At 35.7% G+C, this 16,137-nt stretch carries 12 protein-coding genes and 1 tRNA gene; 4 read left to right on the forward strand and 9 right to left on the reverse strand.

Going from position 1 to position 16,137, the window contains the following annotated elements; all coding sequences use genetic code 11:
* Nucleotides 1-161: 161 nt before the first annotated feature.
* The 7 genes from C8P67_RS14890 to C8P67_RS14920 form a co-directional block, all read right to left on the reverse strand.
* Nucleotides 162-248, reverse strand: a tRNA-Ser gene (locus C8P67_RS14890).
* Between the two features lie 59 nt (nt 249-307).
* On the reverse strand, nt 308-1,348 hold the full coding sequence (locus C8P67_RS14895) for an asparaginase (RefSeq protein WP_394338659.1): 1,041 nt from the start codon (nt 1,346-1,348) through the stop codon (nt 308-310).
* On the reverse strand, nt 1,326-2,468 hold the full coding sequence (locus C8P67_RS14900; protein ID WP_115813973.1) for a 1-acyl-sn-glycerol-3-phosphate acyltransferase: 1,143 nt from the start codon (nt 2,466-2,468) through the stop codon (nt 1,326-1,328). Before C8P67_RS14900 ends, C8P67_RS14895 begins: the two co-directional genes overlap by 23 nt.
* A gap of 63 nt (nt 2,469-2,531) precedes the next feature.
* Entirely contained in the window at nt 2,532-3,311 is a 780-nt protein-coding gene (locus C8P67_RS14905; protein ID WP_115813974.1) for a TatD family hydrolase, read from the reverse strand.
* Between the two features lie 251 nt (nt 3,312-3,562).
* The gene (locus C8P67_RS14910; protein WP_115813975.1) at nt 3,563-5,212 is read right to left on the reverse strand and encodes a S41 family peptidase; all 1,650 of its coding nucleotides are present in this window, start codon (nt 5,210-5,212) and stop codon (nt 3,563-3,565) included.
* Between the two features lie 101 nt (nt 5,213-5,313).
* Nucleotides 5,314-6,039, reverse strand: a complete 726-nt coding sequence (locus C8P67_RS14915) for a tetratricopeptide repeat protein (RefSeq protein ID WP_115813976.1) — start codon at nt 6,037-6,039, stop codon at nt 5,314-5,316.
* Between the two features lie 2 nt (nt 6,040-6,041).
* Nucleotides 6,042-6,626 carry an RNA polymerase sigma factor gene (locus tag C8P67_RS14920; RefSeq protein ID WP_115814095.1) on the reverse strand — a complete coding sequence of 195 codons (585 nt, stop codon included), beginning with the start codon at nt 6,624-6,626 and terminating at the stop codon, nt 6,042-6,044.
* Between the two features lie 597 nt (nt 6,627-7,223).
* Between C8P67_RS14920 and C8P67_RS14930 the strand changes: the two genes are divergently transcribed.
* The 4 genes from C8P67_RS14930 to C8P67_RS14945 all read left to right on the forward strand — a co-directional run bounded on the left by C8P67_RS14930 (nt 7,224) and on the right by C8P67_RS14945 (nt 13,449).
* Complete coding sequence (locus C8P67_RS14930) at nt 7,224-8,210, forward strand: hypothetical protein (protein WP_115813978.1); 987 nt, start codon at nt 7,224-7,226, stop codon at nt 8,208-8,210.
* A 124-nt stretch (nt 8,211-8,334) separates the two neighbouring features.
* Nucleotides 8,335-10,284, forward strand: coding sequence for a DUF7849 domain-containing protein (locus tag C8P67_RS22450; protein ID WP_115813979.1), 1,950 nt, complete (start codon nt 8,335-8,337; stop codon nt 10,282-10,284).
* A 55-nt stretch (nt 10,285-10,339) separates the two neighbouring features.
* Nucleotides 10,340-12,964, forward strand: coding sequence for a CHAT domain-containing protein (locus C8P67_RS14940; RefSeq protein ID WP_115814096.1), 2,625 nt, complete (start codon nt 10,340-10,342; stop codon nt 12,962-12,964).
* Nucleotides 12,965-13,011: 47 nt separating this feature from the next.
* The gene (locus tag C8P67_RS14945; protein WP_115813980.1) at nt 13,012-13,449 is read left to right on the forward strand and encodes a retropepsin-like aspartic protease; all 438 of its coding nucleotides are present in this window, start codon (nt 13,012-13,014) and stop codon (nt 13,447-13,449) included.
* Here the strand turns inward: C8P67_RS14945 and C8P67_RS14950 are convergent.
* Together C8P67_RS14950 and odhB are read right to left on the reverse strand one after the other, a co-directional pair.
* Entirely contained in the window at nt 13,424-14,659 is a 1,236-nt protein-coding gene (locus tag C8P67_RS14950) for a TCR/Tet family MFS transporter (RefSeq protein ID WP_115813981.1), read from the reverse strand. The two genes, C8P67_RS14945 and C8P67_RS14950, sit on opposite strands and share 26 nt — an antisense overlap.
* An 86-nt stretch (nt 14,660-14,745) precedes the next feature.
* Nucleotides 14,746-15,978, reverse strand: a complete 1,233-nt coding sequence (odhB, locus tag C8P67_RS14955; protein ID WP_115813982.1) for a 2-oxoglutarate dehydrogenase complex dihydrolipoyllysine-residue succinyltransferase — start codon at nt 15,976-15,978, stop codon at nt 14,746-14,748.
* Nucleotides 15,979-16,137: the final 159 nt, after the last annotated feature.

Here is a 16,137-nt window from a genome sequence, read left to right on the forward strand (position 1 = left end):
ATGCGAACCTTTTCTTAAATCTGTGCTCATAATCTAAAGGTAAAGATTTTTTCGCATTACTAAAGTACTGCAATAAATTGCAGGGTTTTAAACCCGAATCTGAGACCAATAAAAACAAAAAACCTAGAAATCATAAGACTTCTAGGTTTTCATTTTTTTTGCAGAGAGGAAGGGATTCGAACCCTCGATACAGTTACCCATATACTAGCTTTCCAGGCTAGCTCCTTCAACCACTCGGACACCTCTCTATTATTTTGGTGTGCAAAGAACACTAAAAAAAATGAATTTAAAAAGTAAAAATTCAATATTATTGCATTTCTCCTCTCAAAGAAGTTTCGAAAGCTTTTTTAAAGTCTTTTTGTGGTATGTTTTGACCTAGTAAATACATCAATTTGGTAATGGCCGCTTCGGTAGTAATATCTTTTCCAGAAATAATTCCCAGTTCTTTCATTGTTGTACTGGTTTCATAATGCCCCATACTAACGCTTCCGACAGCACATTGTGTTACATTAACTATTTGCAATCCTCTATGAATAGCATGCTGCAAAAGATTTAAAAACCAATCTTCGGTCGGGGCATTTCCTGCTCCATAGGTTTCTAGAACAATGCCTTTTAGTCCTTCAATATTTAAAATGGCGGTTAATACCTTTTCGTTTATTCCAGGGAACATTTTGATTATTGCCACATTATTATCAAAATGAGTATGCACTTTCAAAGAAGTTTGTTCATTTACAGGCAAAAACAACTCTGAATTTATATTTAAATGCACTCCAGATTCCACCAAAAAGGAATAATTTGGCGAAATAAAAGCTCTGAAATGTTCAGCATTTATCTTAGTCGTTCTATTGCCTCGGTATAATTTATATTCAAAATATAGACAGACTTCCTTGATTAATGGTTTGCCATTTTCCTGCAAAGAAGCAATCTGAATTGCAGTGATTAAATTTTCTTTAGCGTCTGTACGCAAATCCCCGATTGGCAGCTGAGATCCGGTAAATATGATAGGTTTAGAAAGATTTTCGAACATGAAACTCAATGCCGAAGCGGAATAAGACATTGTATCCGATCCGTGAAGAACCACAAACCCGTCAAAATTCTGATAATTACTTTCGATTGAACGGGCAATTTCAGTCCAATGTTCGGGATTCATATTGGATGAATCTATTGGATTTTCAAAAGAAAAAGTATCTATCTCACAATCCAATAATTTTAATTCCGGAATATTATGCAGGAGTTTGCTAAAATTAAAAGCTTTAAGAGCTCCTGTTTCAAAATCTTTACTCATACCAATGGTTCCACCAGTATAAATTAAAAGAATTTTTGGTTTAGAGTGTAAGTGCATCAACATATTTCAATTTATTGACAACTGGATTTGCATACATATCCAAAAAGCCTTGTTTTGCAACCGGATGTTCATGATCAATTCTCAATTCTAATCTCCTTTCGAAAAGCAATTTCTCATTTTCGGTATATAAATGTGTAAATCTTGTAGAATTATTTACAATATCATATGCTATAAAGTTTGTAGTCCACAACTTGTAATTGACCAAAATAGAATCATCTATTGTTTGTGCCAAAGCCTGTACCTGCTTGTTAGTTGTATCTACATTTTTGATAATATCATCAATTTCAGTATCAAGTACATCACCTATGTGAATATGTATTCTCTTCTTCTGACCGATGATACCGCTTAATAAAGTCTTAAAATCTTCATTTTTCTCTTTAATATAAACTTCATTATTTGCTTCAGCCAATAATTGTGGCATTTTTAAAGCATCAGTCGGATCATATTCATAGGATATAGAAACAGGAACAATTTTAATTTTTTTAAAATAATCCATTATATTGGGCTCATCAGATCCCATGGCTATCATTTTTAAAACACCAGGATTGGTTTCATCATTCCCATCTTTAGTTCTTCCTTCGCGCTGGGCAATCCATACCGAACGATTTTCATGCAGCAGCAGCTGTGCCATATATTCGGACAGTAATTTGGAACTCACCAATAATTCTCTTGGAGACAGCCCTCGCTGTACCAAAAAGTTTCTGTTTAATTTTGATAATGTTTTTAAAAATGACTTTTTGACTAAATTATCACCAATAGCTGATGAAGTCATATCCAAACCATATTCAAACAAAGAAGCATTCAATAATGTGGTATCTAAGACAATATCTCTATGATTAGAGACAAATAGATAAGCGGTGTTTTTTTCTAATTTCTCAAAACCTGAAGTAGTGAGCCCTTCTGAGCTTTTCTCCAAAACCTGCTGCACTCCATGATAAATAAAGTTGCATTGAAAATCACGAATAGAGTGTGTTTTACGAAGCTGTTCTTTCCAAACTTCGTCATCTACACCTGGAAAACAAAAGTTCATCAAAGCTTTCATCATTGGATGATCAATTACTTTTATTATTCCTTCATTTATTTCGGAATCATAAAAAGACCGGATCGCATCAAATTTATTCATTTTTGTTTTCAATTTAGTTGGACAAAAGAACAAAAAAAATATTAAAGTTAAAGAAATTCTATATTAAATACCGAATATTTTTGTAGAATTATCGGTTGTTACAACCGCTATCTCGTTGGCCGAAAGATCATATATTTGAGCCAATTTATCAGCTACATTTATTAAATAGCTGCTTTCGTTGCGTTTGCCGCGATACGGTATCGGAGCCAAGTATGGTGAATCTGTTTCCAAAACAATATGCTTTAAATCAATTTTACTCAAAAACTGATCAATTTTTCCGTTTTTGAAAGTAACCACACCGCCGATTCCCAATTTCATATTATACGATATAGCTTGTAATGCCTGTTGATAAGTACCCGTAAAACAATGAAAAATCCCAAATAACTCAGGTGATTTTTCTTCTTCCAAAATTTCAAAAATTTCATCAAAAGCTTCACGGCAGTGAATTACAATAGGAAGTTTGTACTGTTTAGCCAGCTGAATTTGCTTTCTGAAAGCGATTTGCTGTTCGGCCAGATGTGTTTTGTCCCAATATAAATCGATACCAATTTCACCAATAGCAATGAATTTTCTTTTAGCTAATTCAGTTTCCACATGCTGCAGTTCATCCAGATAATTATCCTTTACGTAAGTTGGGTGCAGTCCCATCATCAGGAATACATTATCAGGGTAATCGCGCTCCAGATCATACATGCTTTGGGTGCAGGAAGAATCTATGGCCGGGATAAAAAAACGGGAAACGCCATTATCTATGGCACGCCGCATCATTTCGCTTCGGTCCAGATCAAATTCCTCTGAATATAAATGGGTATGGGTATCGGTAAGTATTGCTTTTGTTTCCAAGTGTATATTTTAATATTGCAAAATTACTCTAAAAACGGGGCTTTACCAAGAATGGAGTTTCATAAAAAATTAAATTCTATTATTTTTTGGAGCAGAAAGATTTGCTTCGCCTGTTCGCTTTCGCTCGGGTGGCATTTTCAGCAAGCATCGTCCCGCTCTTCGTTGCAATCTTGTGTGCCGAACCCCGGCACACAAGGATTTTCACTTCGATCGGGGCTAAAGTTCAACAGACTAATTTTTTATTTAAATTCCTATTTTCCAGTTTCTATAAACAATAATGCTCTATCCCAAACCTCGTCTTTCCCTTCCTGAATACCTTTGATTGTCGGTTTGACTTCAATGTCTGGAATGATTCCGATTCTTTGAGTTTCTCTTTTATCAGGATAATAAACACCAATTCCAGAATATCTGGTAAAGAATCCTGAAAAATCTAGAGTAAATACATTCCCATCCGCACCAGCGGTCTGACTCCCTATTATAGTTGTATTCCCAGCTGTTTGAAAACACATTGCCGTCCATTCTGATTGACTTATAGAATCTTCATTAAGAAGCACAATCACTTTTCCTTTATAATTACCTTTATTTTCAGATCCGCAAATAGTTCCTTCTCTCCAAAAAAACCGCCCTGGATAATTTAAATATGGATAGGTGTAAATTGCAAATTCCTTTTTATGTGGACTCAAAAAATTAATAATACCATCGAACGTTTCGTTTGGATAATTTCTCATATCAAAAACAATTGCTTTTGCAGACCCTAATACTTCAATCATTGCTGGAATATCTTTGTTTTTTAAAACACCCATATCGACATACCCAACATTGCTATCTAAAAGTTTAAACTTTTCCTTCTTCTTCATAGCTCCCTTTTTGAATTCATTTCTGTGGGATTCATGATATTCAAACCAAGTCATTAATTTTGTTTCATGCTTACCGTTCTTCAAAAACTCAACTTTTACTTGTTCAGAATCCGAACGTAAAAATAATTCTACGGCTTTATTTAAATAATAAGCCTCATTTGATGCTGCGACAATGTCTCTGTTTTCTTCAATCAGTTCTTTAATAGTTTTATCATTTATTTTTGTTATTACATCACCAACTTTAATATGATCCGCTACAGCCAAACTATCTCCTGTAATCTCTGTAACAACCATTTTGTCATCAATAATTTTACATTTTGCAGGGAAATAGACCACTATTCTTTTTGATTTTGAAGACTCATAAATAAAAAAATCTACGTGGCTGTCATTAAGCTTCGCAGCTAATTTTTTCATCGTTAAATAAAAATCATTTTGATCTTTTGCGGCAATAACAAGCGGAAGTATTTGTTCTAAAGTTTTATCCCATTTTTGATCCATAACATATTTATACGGAAAATAATATTCTACTAAATTCCAATAGGCAAACAACATTAGAATTCTAGAACCTTTCAAATTATAATCTAGATCGAAATAATTTTTTATATTCTTAAGTCCATCAAATCCATTTTCAAATTCTTCATTACTTTGAAATCTATTATCCTCAATAAACTTCAACTTCATCGAAAGACTTTTCGAAAACAACTTATCATTCTTAAACCAGCTTAAATCAAAGTTTTTATCAAAATATTCAATGTCTTTTGGAGGTGGAATCGGTGCAATTTTTGGGACTTCGCCCAAAGCATCAATCCATTTTTCCAGTACCAAAGAAAACTCTTCCTGTGTTTGCACCTGCTCAATTTTTGGCAAAATCTCAGTCAGTTGTTTATCCCAGTCTGTTTTTCCGCCTGCCACCTGAGGATGATAATATTTCAGAAAACCCCAGACTTTACAGGTTGCGGCAAGTTTTTGGTTTTCGGTAAGTTTAGGGTTTGCAAATAAGGTTTGAGAAAAAACCAGAAGAATCAGCAAGGTAATTTTTTTCATGAAGCAAAGGGGTTAAATTAAGGCCAGGGTAATTCGTATAAAAAAATCGAATTTAGAATAAAAAACTCTAAATCCGATTATTTTTCTTGTTATTGTTAAAATTAATCCAGTTCCTCCAGCAAAGCATCAACCTGATCATTGCCTTCATAATCCTCAGGAATGGTCAGCAATAGTTCTTGACAGGATTTATAGTCTTTTTGTTTTAACTTACTCAAAGCCAAACTCCAGATTGCTTTGTTTTTATAAATAGAATTACCCGATTTCAACTCGTTAAAAACAGCCTCAGCTTCAAGCATTCTATTATCTTCCAATAAAGAAACTCCATAAAAATACTGAATCTCTGCACTTTTATCAGTCTTTAAAATAGTTTCAAAAAGCGGAATCGCCTTTTTATACTGCTTAGCATTAAATGCATCCTGAGCCAATTTCAAATTATCGTCTGCCTCTCCCCTCTCAGTAAAAAAAACAGTTTCTGTCTGATTGTAGTCCTCAAAAACCGGATCTGATTTTTGATTCAAAATAAAAATCCCTAGTAAAACCGCTACCGATGCTGCAACAGCATAATGCCACGGTTTAAAACCAATAACATTGGATTTGGATTTTTTAAAATGTTTCTTAGAAATACCTTTCAAATTCTTCTTGAACGCCTGCAGTTCATCGGCTTTGCCAAACTTATTTTCCAAATGAAGATGCAGTTCCTTATACGTTTCAAAAGCCATTGCCAGTTCCGGCTCCTGCTTCAATTGTTCTTCAAAAGCCAATTTATCTGCATCAGGCATTTCGCCTTGAAGATATTCGTCAAATTCCAAAAAGTGTTCTTCGTTCATGGCTAGGTATTTTTTATAGATTTAAAACGATTGTTTTCCTGAATCAGCTGTGTCAGCTGGCCAATGCAGAGCGATTTCTTTTTGCGGACATAACCATACGTAACTGCCAGTTTTTCGGCCACCTGTTCCATCGACGGGAGCTCAAAACTAAGCTTTATCAGCTCTTGGCATTTCTCCCCCAGTTTTTGAAACATCGCATCATACAGCTGCTGTTTTTCATCAAAATGCTCGGTCTGCACAACCATCTCATCAGCAGCATCGTGTATAGATGGCTGCTCGTCTTTAATTGTTACCCCTTTATTCGAATGTTTTTTCAGTTCATTGAGCCATTTCCGTTTGCACAACAAAAAAAAGTACGCATCAAAGGGACAGGTTAATTGCAATTGCTGTGCTTTGGCCTGATTAAAAAGCAAAATCAGCACTTCCTGAACCACATCCTGCGCCTTATCGGCATCGCCAGAATTGCTTTTTATATAGTGAACCACCTTTGGCACAAACTTTTTATAAATAGCATGAATAACCTCCGAATCATTATTCGCAAGTCCTTCAATATATATTTGGTCGGAATGAACAGTCGTTGCAGCCATAAAAAAACTTTTCATCGAAAATACTAAAAAAAGAGAAAAAACCTGCTTCAGATCCGTATATATCAACACCAATAATAATCTGGGCGTAACCCCATTATGAAAAGAGGCCAGCTCATCTTTGCACTCATACGGCCTCTTTCCATAATGCGGTCGGGCTATCCGCGCTACTTCGGTAGCCTGCTTCTATCCCTTACGCAAACTGCAAAATCAAAAGTTTACTGCCAAAAAATAAAAAATTTCAAAAACAGGGGTAACAATTATAAAACCAAATGGATATAGCAGTATAAATCGATAATTAGAACTTTTAAAAACTTTTAGATTATGGAAAATATTAAAAAAATCGGAACCAGTTTCTTCAGTAAACTTTGGGCATTGATTACCCGATAAAATAGAAAGGGTAACAATTAAATCATTCAATTGATATACTTCTGAAAAAAAATCAATTCGATCTCCCTCTCCTTTGGAGAGGGTTGGGGTGAGGAAAAAAGGTAACAATATCAAACCTTAATTGATATAAAGCAAAAGAAACTATAATTAACAACCAGAATCAAAACAACTCTTGAATATTTCAGGACAGATTCAAAAAAATTAGAAATCATGAACAGAAATTTAAAATCAATCGCATTTTTATTTTTAACAGCAATCGCAATGACAAGCTGTACAAACGAGGATACTCCAAATACTGAAGTCCCAAATATTCCAGCAACTGCAGCTGAATTCAAAGCAGTCCGTACTGAAGCATTAGCAAAACTAAAACAAACTTTTACGATAACAGAATCTTCTGGGACAGTAACCCTTACATCCGCCAGTGGCGTAAAACTCATGATCATCAGAGACAATCTTAGAAAAAACGGATTAGCATTTACCGGTCCTGTCAGCATCGAATATGTAGAAATATTTGACAAAGGGCACATGCTTACAGCCAATAAACCAACGATGGGATTAACAACAGACGGAAAGAAAAATCTACTAATCTCCGGCGGTGAATTTTACATCAAAGCCACGAACGACGGGGTTGCTCTGGAAACCATAGGAACAATGGCTCTTATTGTCCCGACAATCTTAACGGACGGATTAAAAACCGGAATGCAGCTTTGGATAGGCAATCAGGAAGATCCAGAAAACTTAGTTTGGAAAAATGTTGCCGACCCTGGAACCAATGGCGGTAAAGGAGGAGTTCAAGAAGAAGGAAACAACTATTATGTTACTTTTGGAAACTTTGGATGGACAAACGTAGATAAATTCTACAGCGATCCAAGACCAAAAACAACCATCCTTGCTGATGCTCCTGATGGGTATGACAATACAAACAGTGCTATTTATTTATCTTACGATGGTGAAGGCCAAAACGCATTAGCTAAATTAGACACTTACACTGCCGCAGGATTATTCAGCGAGCATTACGGTCAAATTCCAATTGGACTAGCATGCCATATAATCTTTGCCACCGAAGACAACGGACAATGGAGATATGCAATCAAAGCCGTTACTGTAAGCGCAGATGCTGTTTACACTTTCACATTGGCCGAAACTACCGTAGGCACCGAAGCCCAATTAATAGCAGCAATCAATGCTATTCAATAGGTTGCAGATTCAAATTAATAAGAAAAGTGGTGATTGCTCACCGCTTTTTTTTACTTTTAAAAATTATTTGAATTTTATTTCAAAATACGCAAAAAGCTATACAGACCGACCAAAATAACCAAACATGAACAAATCGCTATTCGTTTTTTTTCTAATTGCATCTTTCACTATATGCGCTCAGACAAAAGTAAAAGACACCATTACCCGAAGAGCTGTTATTGGATACGATCAAAAAGGAAATTTAGTTAGTTTCAAACCCGAAACACCGCCATTGATTCCTATTGCAGGTGCGCCAAAACCCAGTTATTCCTATCTATGGGAAATGGGCGACGGGCATTACAGTAAAGAAGCCGAACCCAAACATGTCTATAAAAACAAAGGAACTTATACGGCCAGACTTACTGTAACCAATAATTACGACAATGGAAAACCGCCCGCTACACGTCCCAAAAAAGTCGTGGTTAATGACATTGAAGACAGCAGTTACAAAGACATTGCTTCTATTGCACCTCAAAATGGATTAGCAATTCAAAAAAACTGTGATCCTATTCCGGATCAGGAAATGCAGGTAATTGTGAGTTATGAAAATCTTGAAAACTATGTAACCAATGGAAAGCTCTATCTTTTTTTCAACGAAAAGCAATTCAAAAACAACAATTTCGATTTACAGGAAGTGCGTCCTTATGCCAGTGAAAGAATCATAAAAGAAAACAGCATCGCAACGGCAGATGACATTGATAATTCGAACCGCTATTTAGCATCCAGCGAAACTTTGGCTTTCGCCAAAAAATATAAAGAAACTACTAATGAAACCGATTTGGATTCAACATTATTAGCTGCCAAAAACAGCTATAAAGATGTTGCAGCTTTAGAAATAGACGACCATAATCCAGGGGAAACCCGAAACGTTTTTTATACTTTCAAGACTACACCCGAAATGATTAAAGACACGAGTGCCACAATTACCATGCGCTCCATTTATGTCCCAAACCGAAGCTTTAAAAACCATAAAATAAAAAACCTCGAGATGGAAATCGTTACTTCTCATGATCCCAACAAAATGGGTTCCAACGGAAGTTTCATGAATTATAGATTTGTACGTTACAAAAGAGTCAAATTCAAAACCAGTTTTCAAAATAACGGCGAAGGTCCGGCAAGAAAAATACAGCTCGAAACCGATATTCCGGATATGTTTGATAAAAGTACCCTGAAAATAGAAAGCATGTATCCTGAATGTCCTATTTGTCCAAAAGGAGAAGCTCCAACGATAAGCTGTCTGGATACCATTGTGAGAAGCACTCAGATCTTTTTTGTTTTCAAAAATATTTATCTGCCGGGAAGCAATCAGAAAAATGTAAAAGAAATAGACAGCACCAAAGGATTTGTGAAATACTCAATGAAGTTCAACGAGGATTTTCATAAAATAAAGACGAAAAGCAGAACGGCTATCATATTCGACAAAAACGAACCTATTATAACCAATTATGCCACTACCCGATTCACTCCCGGAATATCCATTGGAGCGAAAGCCGGCTATAACATATACACAAACTTGGAAAATCCAAAAAGTTATTTTGTCGGAGCCACAATCTCTCCTTTTAAATCATACCGCTATTACCTGCAGGCCGAATTTTTGAATAACGTAACTTCCTACGACGGCACTACGACTGTCACCCAAGAATTCAATCAGGATACAGGAAAAGTACAGTTAAACCGCATTACAGCATCCACTGAAAACAAAAACATCAATTGGGAAATCCCCGTATTGTTCCGATATAATATTTCTACTTATTTTGGGATAGGAGCTGGTGCTCAGATAAACATGAATATTTCGGAAAAACAGACTCAAAATATTCAAACTGATATCTATGAAGGACCATCAGATAAATTATTATTGCGTACAGTTTATTCGACCGAAACAGCAACTGACTCTTTTACTCAATTAAAATCAGGACTTCTGTTTGACTTCACTGCAGGTTTTGCCCGAATCGGTCCTAGTTTCGGAGCACGTTATGTGCTTAACTTTGACAATAATTTCAGTTATTGTCAGTTATATGCTATCTGGAAATTTTAATTTAAACACAAAGAAAAAACTCAACATTTTACTAAATATCAGACAACCAAATGGCATGATCAAAAAAAGCATCTTTCTTTACCTTTTTACAATTATAAATCTTTATGGGCAAAAAAAGCTCCCTGAAGACCTAACTTATGATGCCATCGATTATTTTGTCGCCAGCCCGTCTTTGGAAGGCATTAAAAAACTTAATAGCGTTGAAACTCTTTTCTGGAAGAGTCAGGACAAAAAAACAAAGGAAGGATTACTGTCAATTGTTGTTCTTAACTGCAATAAAGGATATTACGAAAATAAATTTGGACGAACCAACCAAGCCATTGCCAGTTATGAAAAAGCATGGAAAACGTACCAGACTTATCAGCTCACCGATTATGACATAATTGAATACTGTCTAAAACCGCTCGGGAATTTATACACCATAATTGGAGATTATACTAATGCCGAAAACACTATAAAGCACTATTATTTTATTGCCAATGTGCAAAAAAATGAACCGCAGAAAATCGCTGCAATTCTTAATTTATCAAATACGTACCAAAACTCAGGCAGGATTACCGAAGCTATTGATTTAATTGAAAATACAATTCAAACCGAAAAATTGACATCGGTTCAAAAAGGGCTTTTATTAAATAATTTAGGGGCAAATTACCTTTTAAGATCAATAAATGAAGATACATTTAATGCTGAAGTGGCTTTTTCAAAAGCAATCCCTTTATTAAAACAAGACAAAACCCAAACAGAAGCTTTATTCAACATCTACATTAATCTGTATAGGATTAAAATGAACAGCCAAAAGAATGAGGCTCTAAATTATTTTGCAAAAGCCAAAAATATTTTTGAAAGCTTACCAGATAAAGAACCTAGAAAAAAAGCCCAATTTTATTTGGAAGAAGTTATTCTGTTGTTAAAACAAAATAATTTAGCCGAAGCCCAAACTGTACTTCAAAAAGTTTTTAAAATATTAATTTCTAATTATTCCAAAGAAAAAAAACTTCCCGAGGAAAATTCCCTTTATGCCGAATCCGTTTTGCTCGATGCCCTAGACCTTCAAGCAGACTTATTCACAGCACAAAAACAGCCCGAGAAAGCATTAAAAAGCTATGATCTTGCATTTCGCATAGAGAAATTATTTCAGCTGCTCATCGTCTATGAAAATTCAAAAATAATTACCCAAATCAAAAACAGAAAACGGATCGAAAAATGCATCCAGATTTACCAGTCGTTATTTAAAAAAGAAGGCAATCCTATTTATATAGAAAAAGCCTTTCAGCTGGTAGAACATACTAAATCGTGCGTTTTAAAAAATGAAATTTTCAGAAACCAAACTGCTTCAAAAAACGAAAAGCAAAAAGTTGAAGATTTACGATTTTGGAACAATGAAATTCTGAAAGAACAGCAAAAAGGAGAATTGGCCAATATCAATAAAATAAACGAAGCCATTAAAAAGCAGAATGTGGCAATGCTCATTCTAAAAGAGTACCAGCCTTCCCGCACAAAGCAAAGCAATACAGTTATTAATGTCAATGCATTATACTCCAAACTTGAATCTGACGATGCCGTTATGGTCGAATACTTTTGGGGTTCACAAACGGTTTATGTTTTTACTGTGCAAAACAAAAAAATTACACTGCAGAGTTTCTGCACAGGACAAATGTGCGGTGAACCAATAGTCACTTATGTAAGTCTTTTTAATAATGCAAACAGTATTACAAACGACATTAGCTTTTACAATAAAACTGCTGCTTTGGCTTATAAAAATCTATTGCTGCCAACTAAATCAAGTAATAAAAATCTCATCATCATTCCTGATGGAATTTTAAATTTCCTACCATTTGAAGCGCTGATAACCAAAGAATCCAATACTACCAATTTTGAAAAAATGCACTATCTGCTAAATGACTTCAATATTGCGTACAACAATTCAGCCAGTTTTTATTTGGATACCAAACCCTTTTCCCAAAAAGAGAAAACCGTTTTGGGTATTTTTCCTGTTTTTGAAAAAACAAATTACACTCTCACTTATTCTAAAAAAGAACTGCAATCGATCAGAAACAGTTTTAAAGGCCGTTTTTTTGAAAACAGCGATGCTGCTTTTCAAAATTTTAAAAATAACGCCGCTAAATATTCTATACTGCATTTATCAACTCATGCGTCGGCTGGCGACATTGAAACACCAGCCAGCATAAAATTTTATGATCGGGAAGTCATGTATTCCGAATTATATCATCTGAATATACATCCCAATCTGGTTGTTTTGAGTGCCTGCGAAACAGGGATTGGCAAACTCTACAAATCCGAAGGAGCGATGAGTATTGCCAGAGGCTTTCAGTTTGCGGGAGCTCAAAATTTATTATTCTCTTTATGGAAAGTAAATGACTATACAACCTCAGTGTTTATGGGGGATTTTTATAAACACATCAAAAAAAATGAATCTTATTTTGAAGCTAATGCTAATGCAAAACTTGGTTTTTTAAAAAATAAAAACATTTCAAATGCCAAAAAATCACCTTATTACTGGGCTTCATTTGTATATTACGGTGATATCGAAAACAAAGAAAAAAATAACTATCTGCTGATAGGTTTTGTAATTACTGCAGTAGTAATCAGCTGTTTTATAATATACAGACTTACCTTTAAAAGAATAAAAAAAGAAAAAATCAAATTCAAAAACCAATAATCCAGCGGCTAATACTATTTTTACGATGCAAAACAGCAGTTTCCAACATGAAAAATCTACACGAAAAACTCAAGAAAGCAGATTACAAAAAAGTAAAATTTACAATTACCAAAACCCAGCACCTTTTAATTAAGGCAAAAATCAACGGCGTAAAAGGAAATTTCATACTGGACACGGGAGCTTCGAACAGCTGTGTGGGATTTGAAGGCATTGAACATTTTGCATTGGAAGCTAAAAATTCCAAAACCAAAGCTTCGGGTGCTGGAGCGACAGGCATGCTTACGCAGATGGCTTCGGGCAATAAACTCAAATTGTCCAAATGGAAAACATCTAAACTGGATCTTGTAATCTTCGATTTATCACACGTTAACGAAGCTTTAGGCCAGTATAAAGTAAAACCAGTTCACGGCATCATAGGCGCCGATGTCCTTCTGAAAGGCAAAGGGATTATTGATTATTTTAATCATTTTTTGTATTTGAAATAGCATATTTTTTCAATGAAAAATACGCGACAATACCGCTGATGATCATTAATAAACCACCCAGAATAAATGGCATTCCTGGGAATTCGAATGGAGAGCCTTTATGCGTAAAATAATAAAAAAGACCGGACATTACCGGCGGTCCAATAATGGTTGCCGCACTCATTAAACTAGCAATTGTACCTTGAATCTCCCCTTGTTCAGTCGGCAGAACATGAGTCGAAATTATAGCGCGCAAGGATGGACCGGCAATACCTGCGATACAGTACGGAATCAAAAAGACAAACATCATCCAGCTTTGCGAAGCAAAAGCGAACAAAAACATTCCGATAGCATATAATGTAATTCCGATATAAATGCTTTTCTCATTTCCTAATTTTCTGCTTGTCCATCGTATCAGTCCGCCCTGCACAAGACTTACCAAAACTCCTGCAACACCCAGCGAAATTCCAACCATTTTTTCGTTCCAGCTAAATTTGTACATCGTGAAATAACTCCAATTGCTGTCTACTGCATGAGCTGCAACATAAATCAAAAACAAGGCAAATAACAATCCATAAAGTGACGGATATTTCTTTAGATTTAAAAAGGTTCCAATTGGATTGGCTCGTTTTAAATTCACTGCCCGTCTATTTTCTTTGGATAAGGATTCTGGCAGAATAAAATAGCCATATAAGAAATTCAGCATGCACAAAACTGCCGCCGCATAAAAAGGAATTCTAGATCCATAATGTCCCAAGACACCTCCAATAACAGGTCCAATTATAAACCCAAGCCCAAAAGCCACACCAATCATTCCAAAGTTTTTGGCTCTGTTCTCAGGTGTACTGACATCAGCTATATACGCCGAAGCGGTCGAGATACTTGCTCCGGTTAATCCAGCGATTATTCTTCCCACAAACAGCCATGTAATCGTTGGTGCAAATGCCAGCAGCATATAATCGAGTGAAAAGGCAAAAAGTGAAATTAGAATTACAGGTCTTCGTCCAAATTTGTCACTTAAATTACCTATTAGAGGTGCAAACATAAATTGGGTTATCGCATAAGCAAACGTCAGCCAGCCACCGTATTTTGCCGCTTCACTGACATCACCCTGTATTAATTCCTCAATCAGTTTTGGTATAACCGGAATGATAATTCCCCAGCCCGTAATATCGATTAACATTGTGATGAAAATGAAGCCGATAGCAGCTTGTTTTTTGCTTGATGCCATAGTATTTAGTTAGTGAGACAAATAAACAAAAAATCCGTTTAGAAAAAACTCTAAACGGATTTCTTTATTTTAAGAAATTTGCTTGATTACAATTCCAATGCTTTTTTAGCATTTCCTCCCATCAATAATTCTAATGGGTTTTCCAATGCTTCTTTTACAGCAACCAAGAAACCAACAGACTCACGTCCATCAATGATTCTGTGGTCATAAGAAAGAGCTACATACATCATTGGGTGAATTTCCACTTTACCGTTTACAGCAATCGGACGCTCAATAATGTTGTGCATTCCAAGGATTCCAGATTGTGGAGGATTGATAATTGGCGTAGACAGCATAGAACCAAAAACACCACCATTAGTGATTGTAAAAGTTCCTCCTGTCATATCATCAACAGTAATTTGTCCGTCACGAGCTCTTAAAGCTAATCTTTTGATTTCAGCTTCAACACCACGGAAAGTTAAGTTTTCAGCATTGCGAACTACAGGAACCATAAGTCCTTTTGGCCCGGAAACTGCGATAGAAATATCAGCAAAATCGAAAGCGATTTTGTGATCACCGTCCATCATAGAGTTTACGTCTGGATACAATTCTAAAGCTCTTGTAACTGCTTTAGTAAAGAAAGACATGTATCCTAAACCAAGTCCGCCATGTTTTGCTTTGAAAGCATCTTTGTATTCATTACGGATCAAGTTGATTGGCGTCATGTTAACTTCGTTGAAAGTAGTCAACATTGCTGTTTCGTTTTTAGCAGCTACTAATCTTTCAGCTACTTTACGACGAAGCATTGATAATTTTGTACGTTCTTGTCCACGGTTTCCGCCAGTTGGAGTTCCCATAGAAGGCACTGCATTTACAGCATCATCTTTAGTTATTCTTCCGCCTTTACCAGTTCCTGAAACTGTTGCTGGAGCGATATTTTTTTCGTCTAATATTTTTTTAGCTGCTGGAGACGGTGTTCCTGCTGCATAAGATGCTGCTGGCGCTGGTGCCGCTGCTACTGGAGCCGGAGCCACTGGTGCTGGTGCTGCTTTTGGAGCTTCAGCTGCTGGAGCCGCTGCAGGTGCAGAACCTGCTGGTTTCGCTGCATCAGTATCAATAAGACAAACAACTGCCCCAACTGCTACTGTATCACCTTCTTCTGCTTTTAGCGTGATAACTCCACTCATTTCAGCTGGCAATTCAAGTGTTGCTTTGTCAGAATCAACCTCAGCAATAGCTTGGTCTTTTTCTACATAATCTCCGTCTTTTACTAACCATGTTGCAATTTCTACTTCCTTGATTGATTCCCCTGGTGATGGGACTTTCATTTCTAAAATCATGTCTTATTATTTTAAATTATGAATTTTATATTCTAAATTGTTCTTGAAAGAACACTTGTTCATTTTATTTTTTAGCCCTGATGGCCAAATTACTTTCGCAATTACCTTTTTATTTTTCCTTTAAAAATAAAAAGATACAGTGGACAGCAGGACATCGAA

This window comes from Flavobacterium aquicola (genome assembly GCF_003385115.1).
Taxonomy (GTDB): Bacteria; Bacteroidota; Bacteroidia; order Flavobacteriales; family Flavobacteriaceae; genus Flavobacterium; species Flavobacterium aquicola.

What these genes read in the sequence shown, in the direction of transcription:
- C8P67_RS14910 (WP_115813975.1), bottom strand. Translation starts at nt 5,212, where the DNA reads ATGAAAAAAATTACCTTGCTGATTCTTCTGGTTTTTTCTCAAACCTTA.
- C8P67_RS14915 (WP_115813976.1), bottom strand. Translation starts at nt 6,039, where the DNA reads ATGAACGAAGAACACTTTTTGGAATTTGACGAATATCTTCAAGGCGAA.
- C8P67_RS14920 (WP_115814095.1), bottom strand. Translation starts at nt 6,626, where the DNA reads ATGGCTGCAACGACTGTTCATTCCGACCAAATATATATTGAAGGACTT.
- C8P67_RS14895 (WP_394338659.1), bottom strand. Translation starts at nt 1,348, where the DNA reads ATGTTGATGCACTTACACTCTAAACCAAAAATTCTTTTAATTTATACT.
- odhB (WP_115813982.1), bottom strand. Translation starts at nt 15,978, where the DNA reads ATGATTTTAGAAATGAAAGTCCCATCACCAGGGGAATCAATCAAGGAA.
- C8P67_RS14940 (WP_115814096.1), top strand. Translation starts at nt 10,340, where the DNA reads ATGATCAAAAAAAGCATCTTTCTTTACCTTTTTACAATTATAAATCTT.
- C8P67_RS22450 (WP_115813979.1), top strand. Translation starts at nt 8,335, where the DNA reads ATGAACAAATCGCTATTCGTTTTTTTTCTAATTGCATCTTTCACTATA.
- C8P67_RS14950 (WP_115813981.1), bottom strand. Translation starts at nt 14,659, where the DNA reads ATGGCATCAAGCAAAAAACAAGCTGCTATCGGCTTCATTTTCATCACA.
- C8P67_RS14945 (WP_115813980.1), top strand. Translation starts at nt 13,012, where the DNA reads ATGAAAAATCTACACGAAAAACTCAAGAAAGCAGATTACAAAAAAGTA.
- C8P67_RS14900 (WP_115813973.1), bottom strand. Translation starts at nt 2,468, where the DNA reads ATGAATAAATTTGATGCGATCCGGTCTTTTTATGATTCCGAAATAAAT.
- C8P67_RS14930 (WP_115813978.1), top strand. Translation starts at nt 7,224, where the DNA reads ATGAACAGAAATTTAAAATCAATCGCATTTTTATTTTTAACAGCAATC.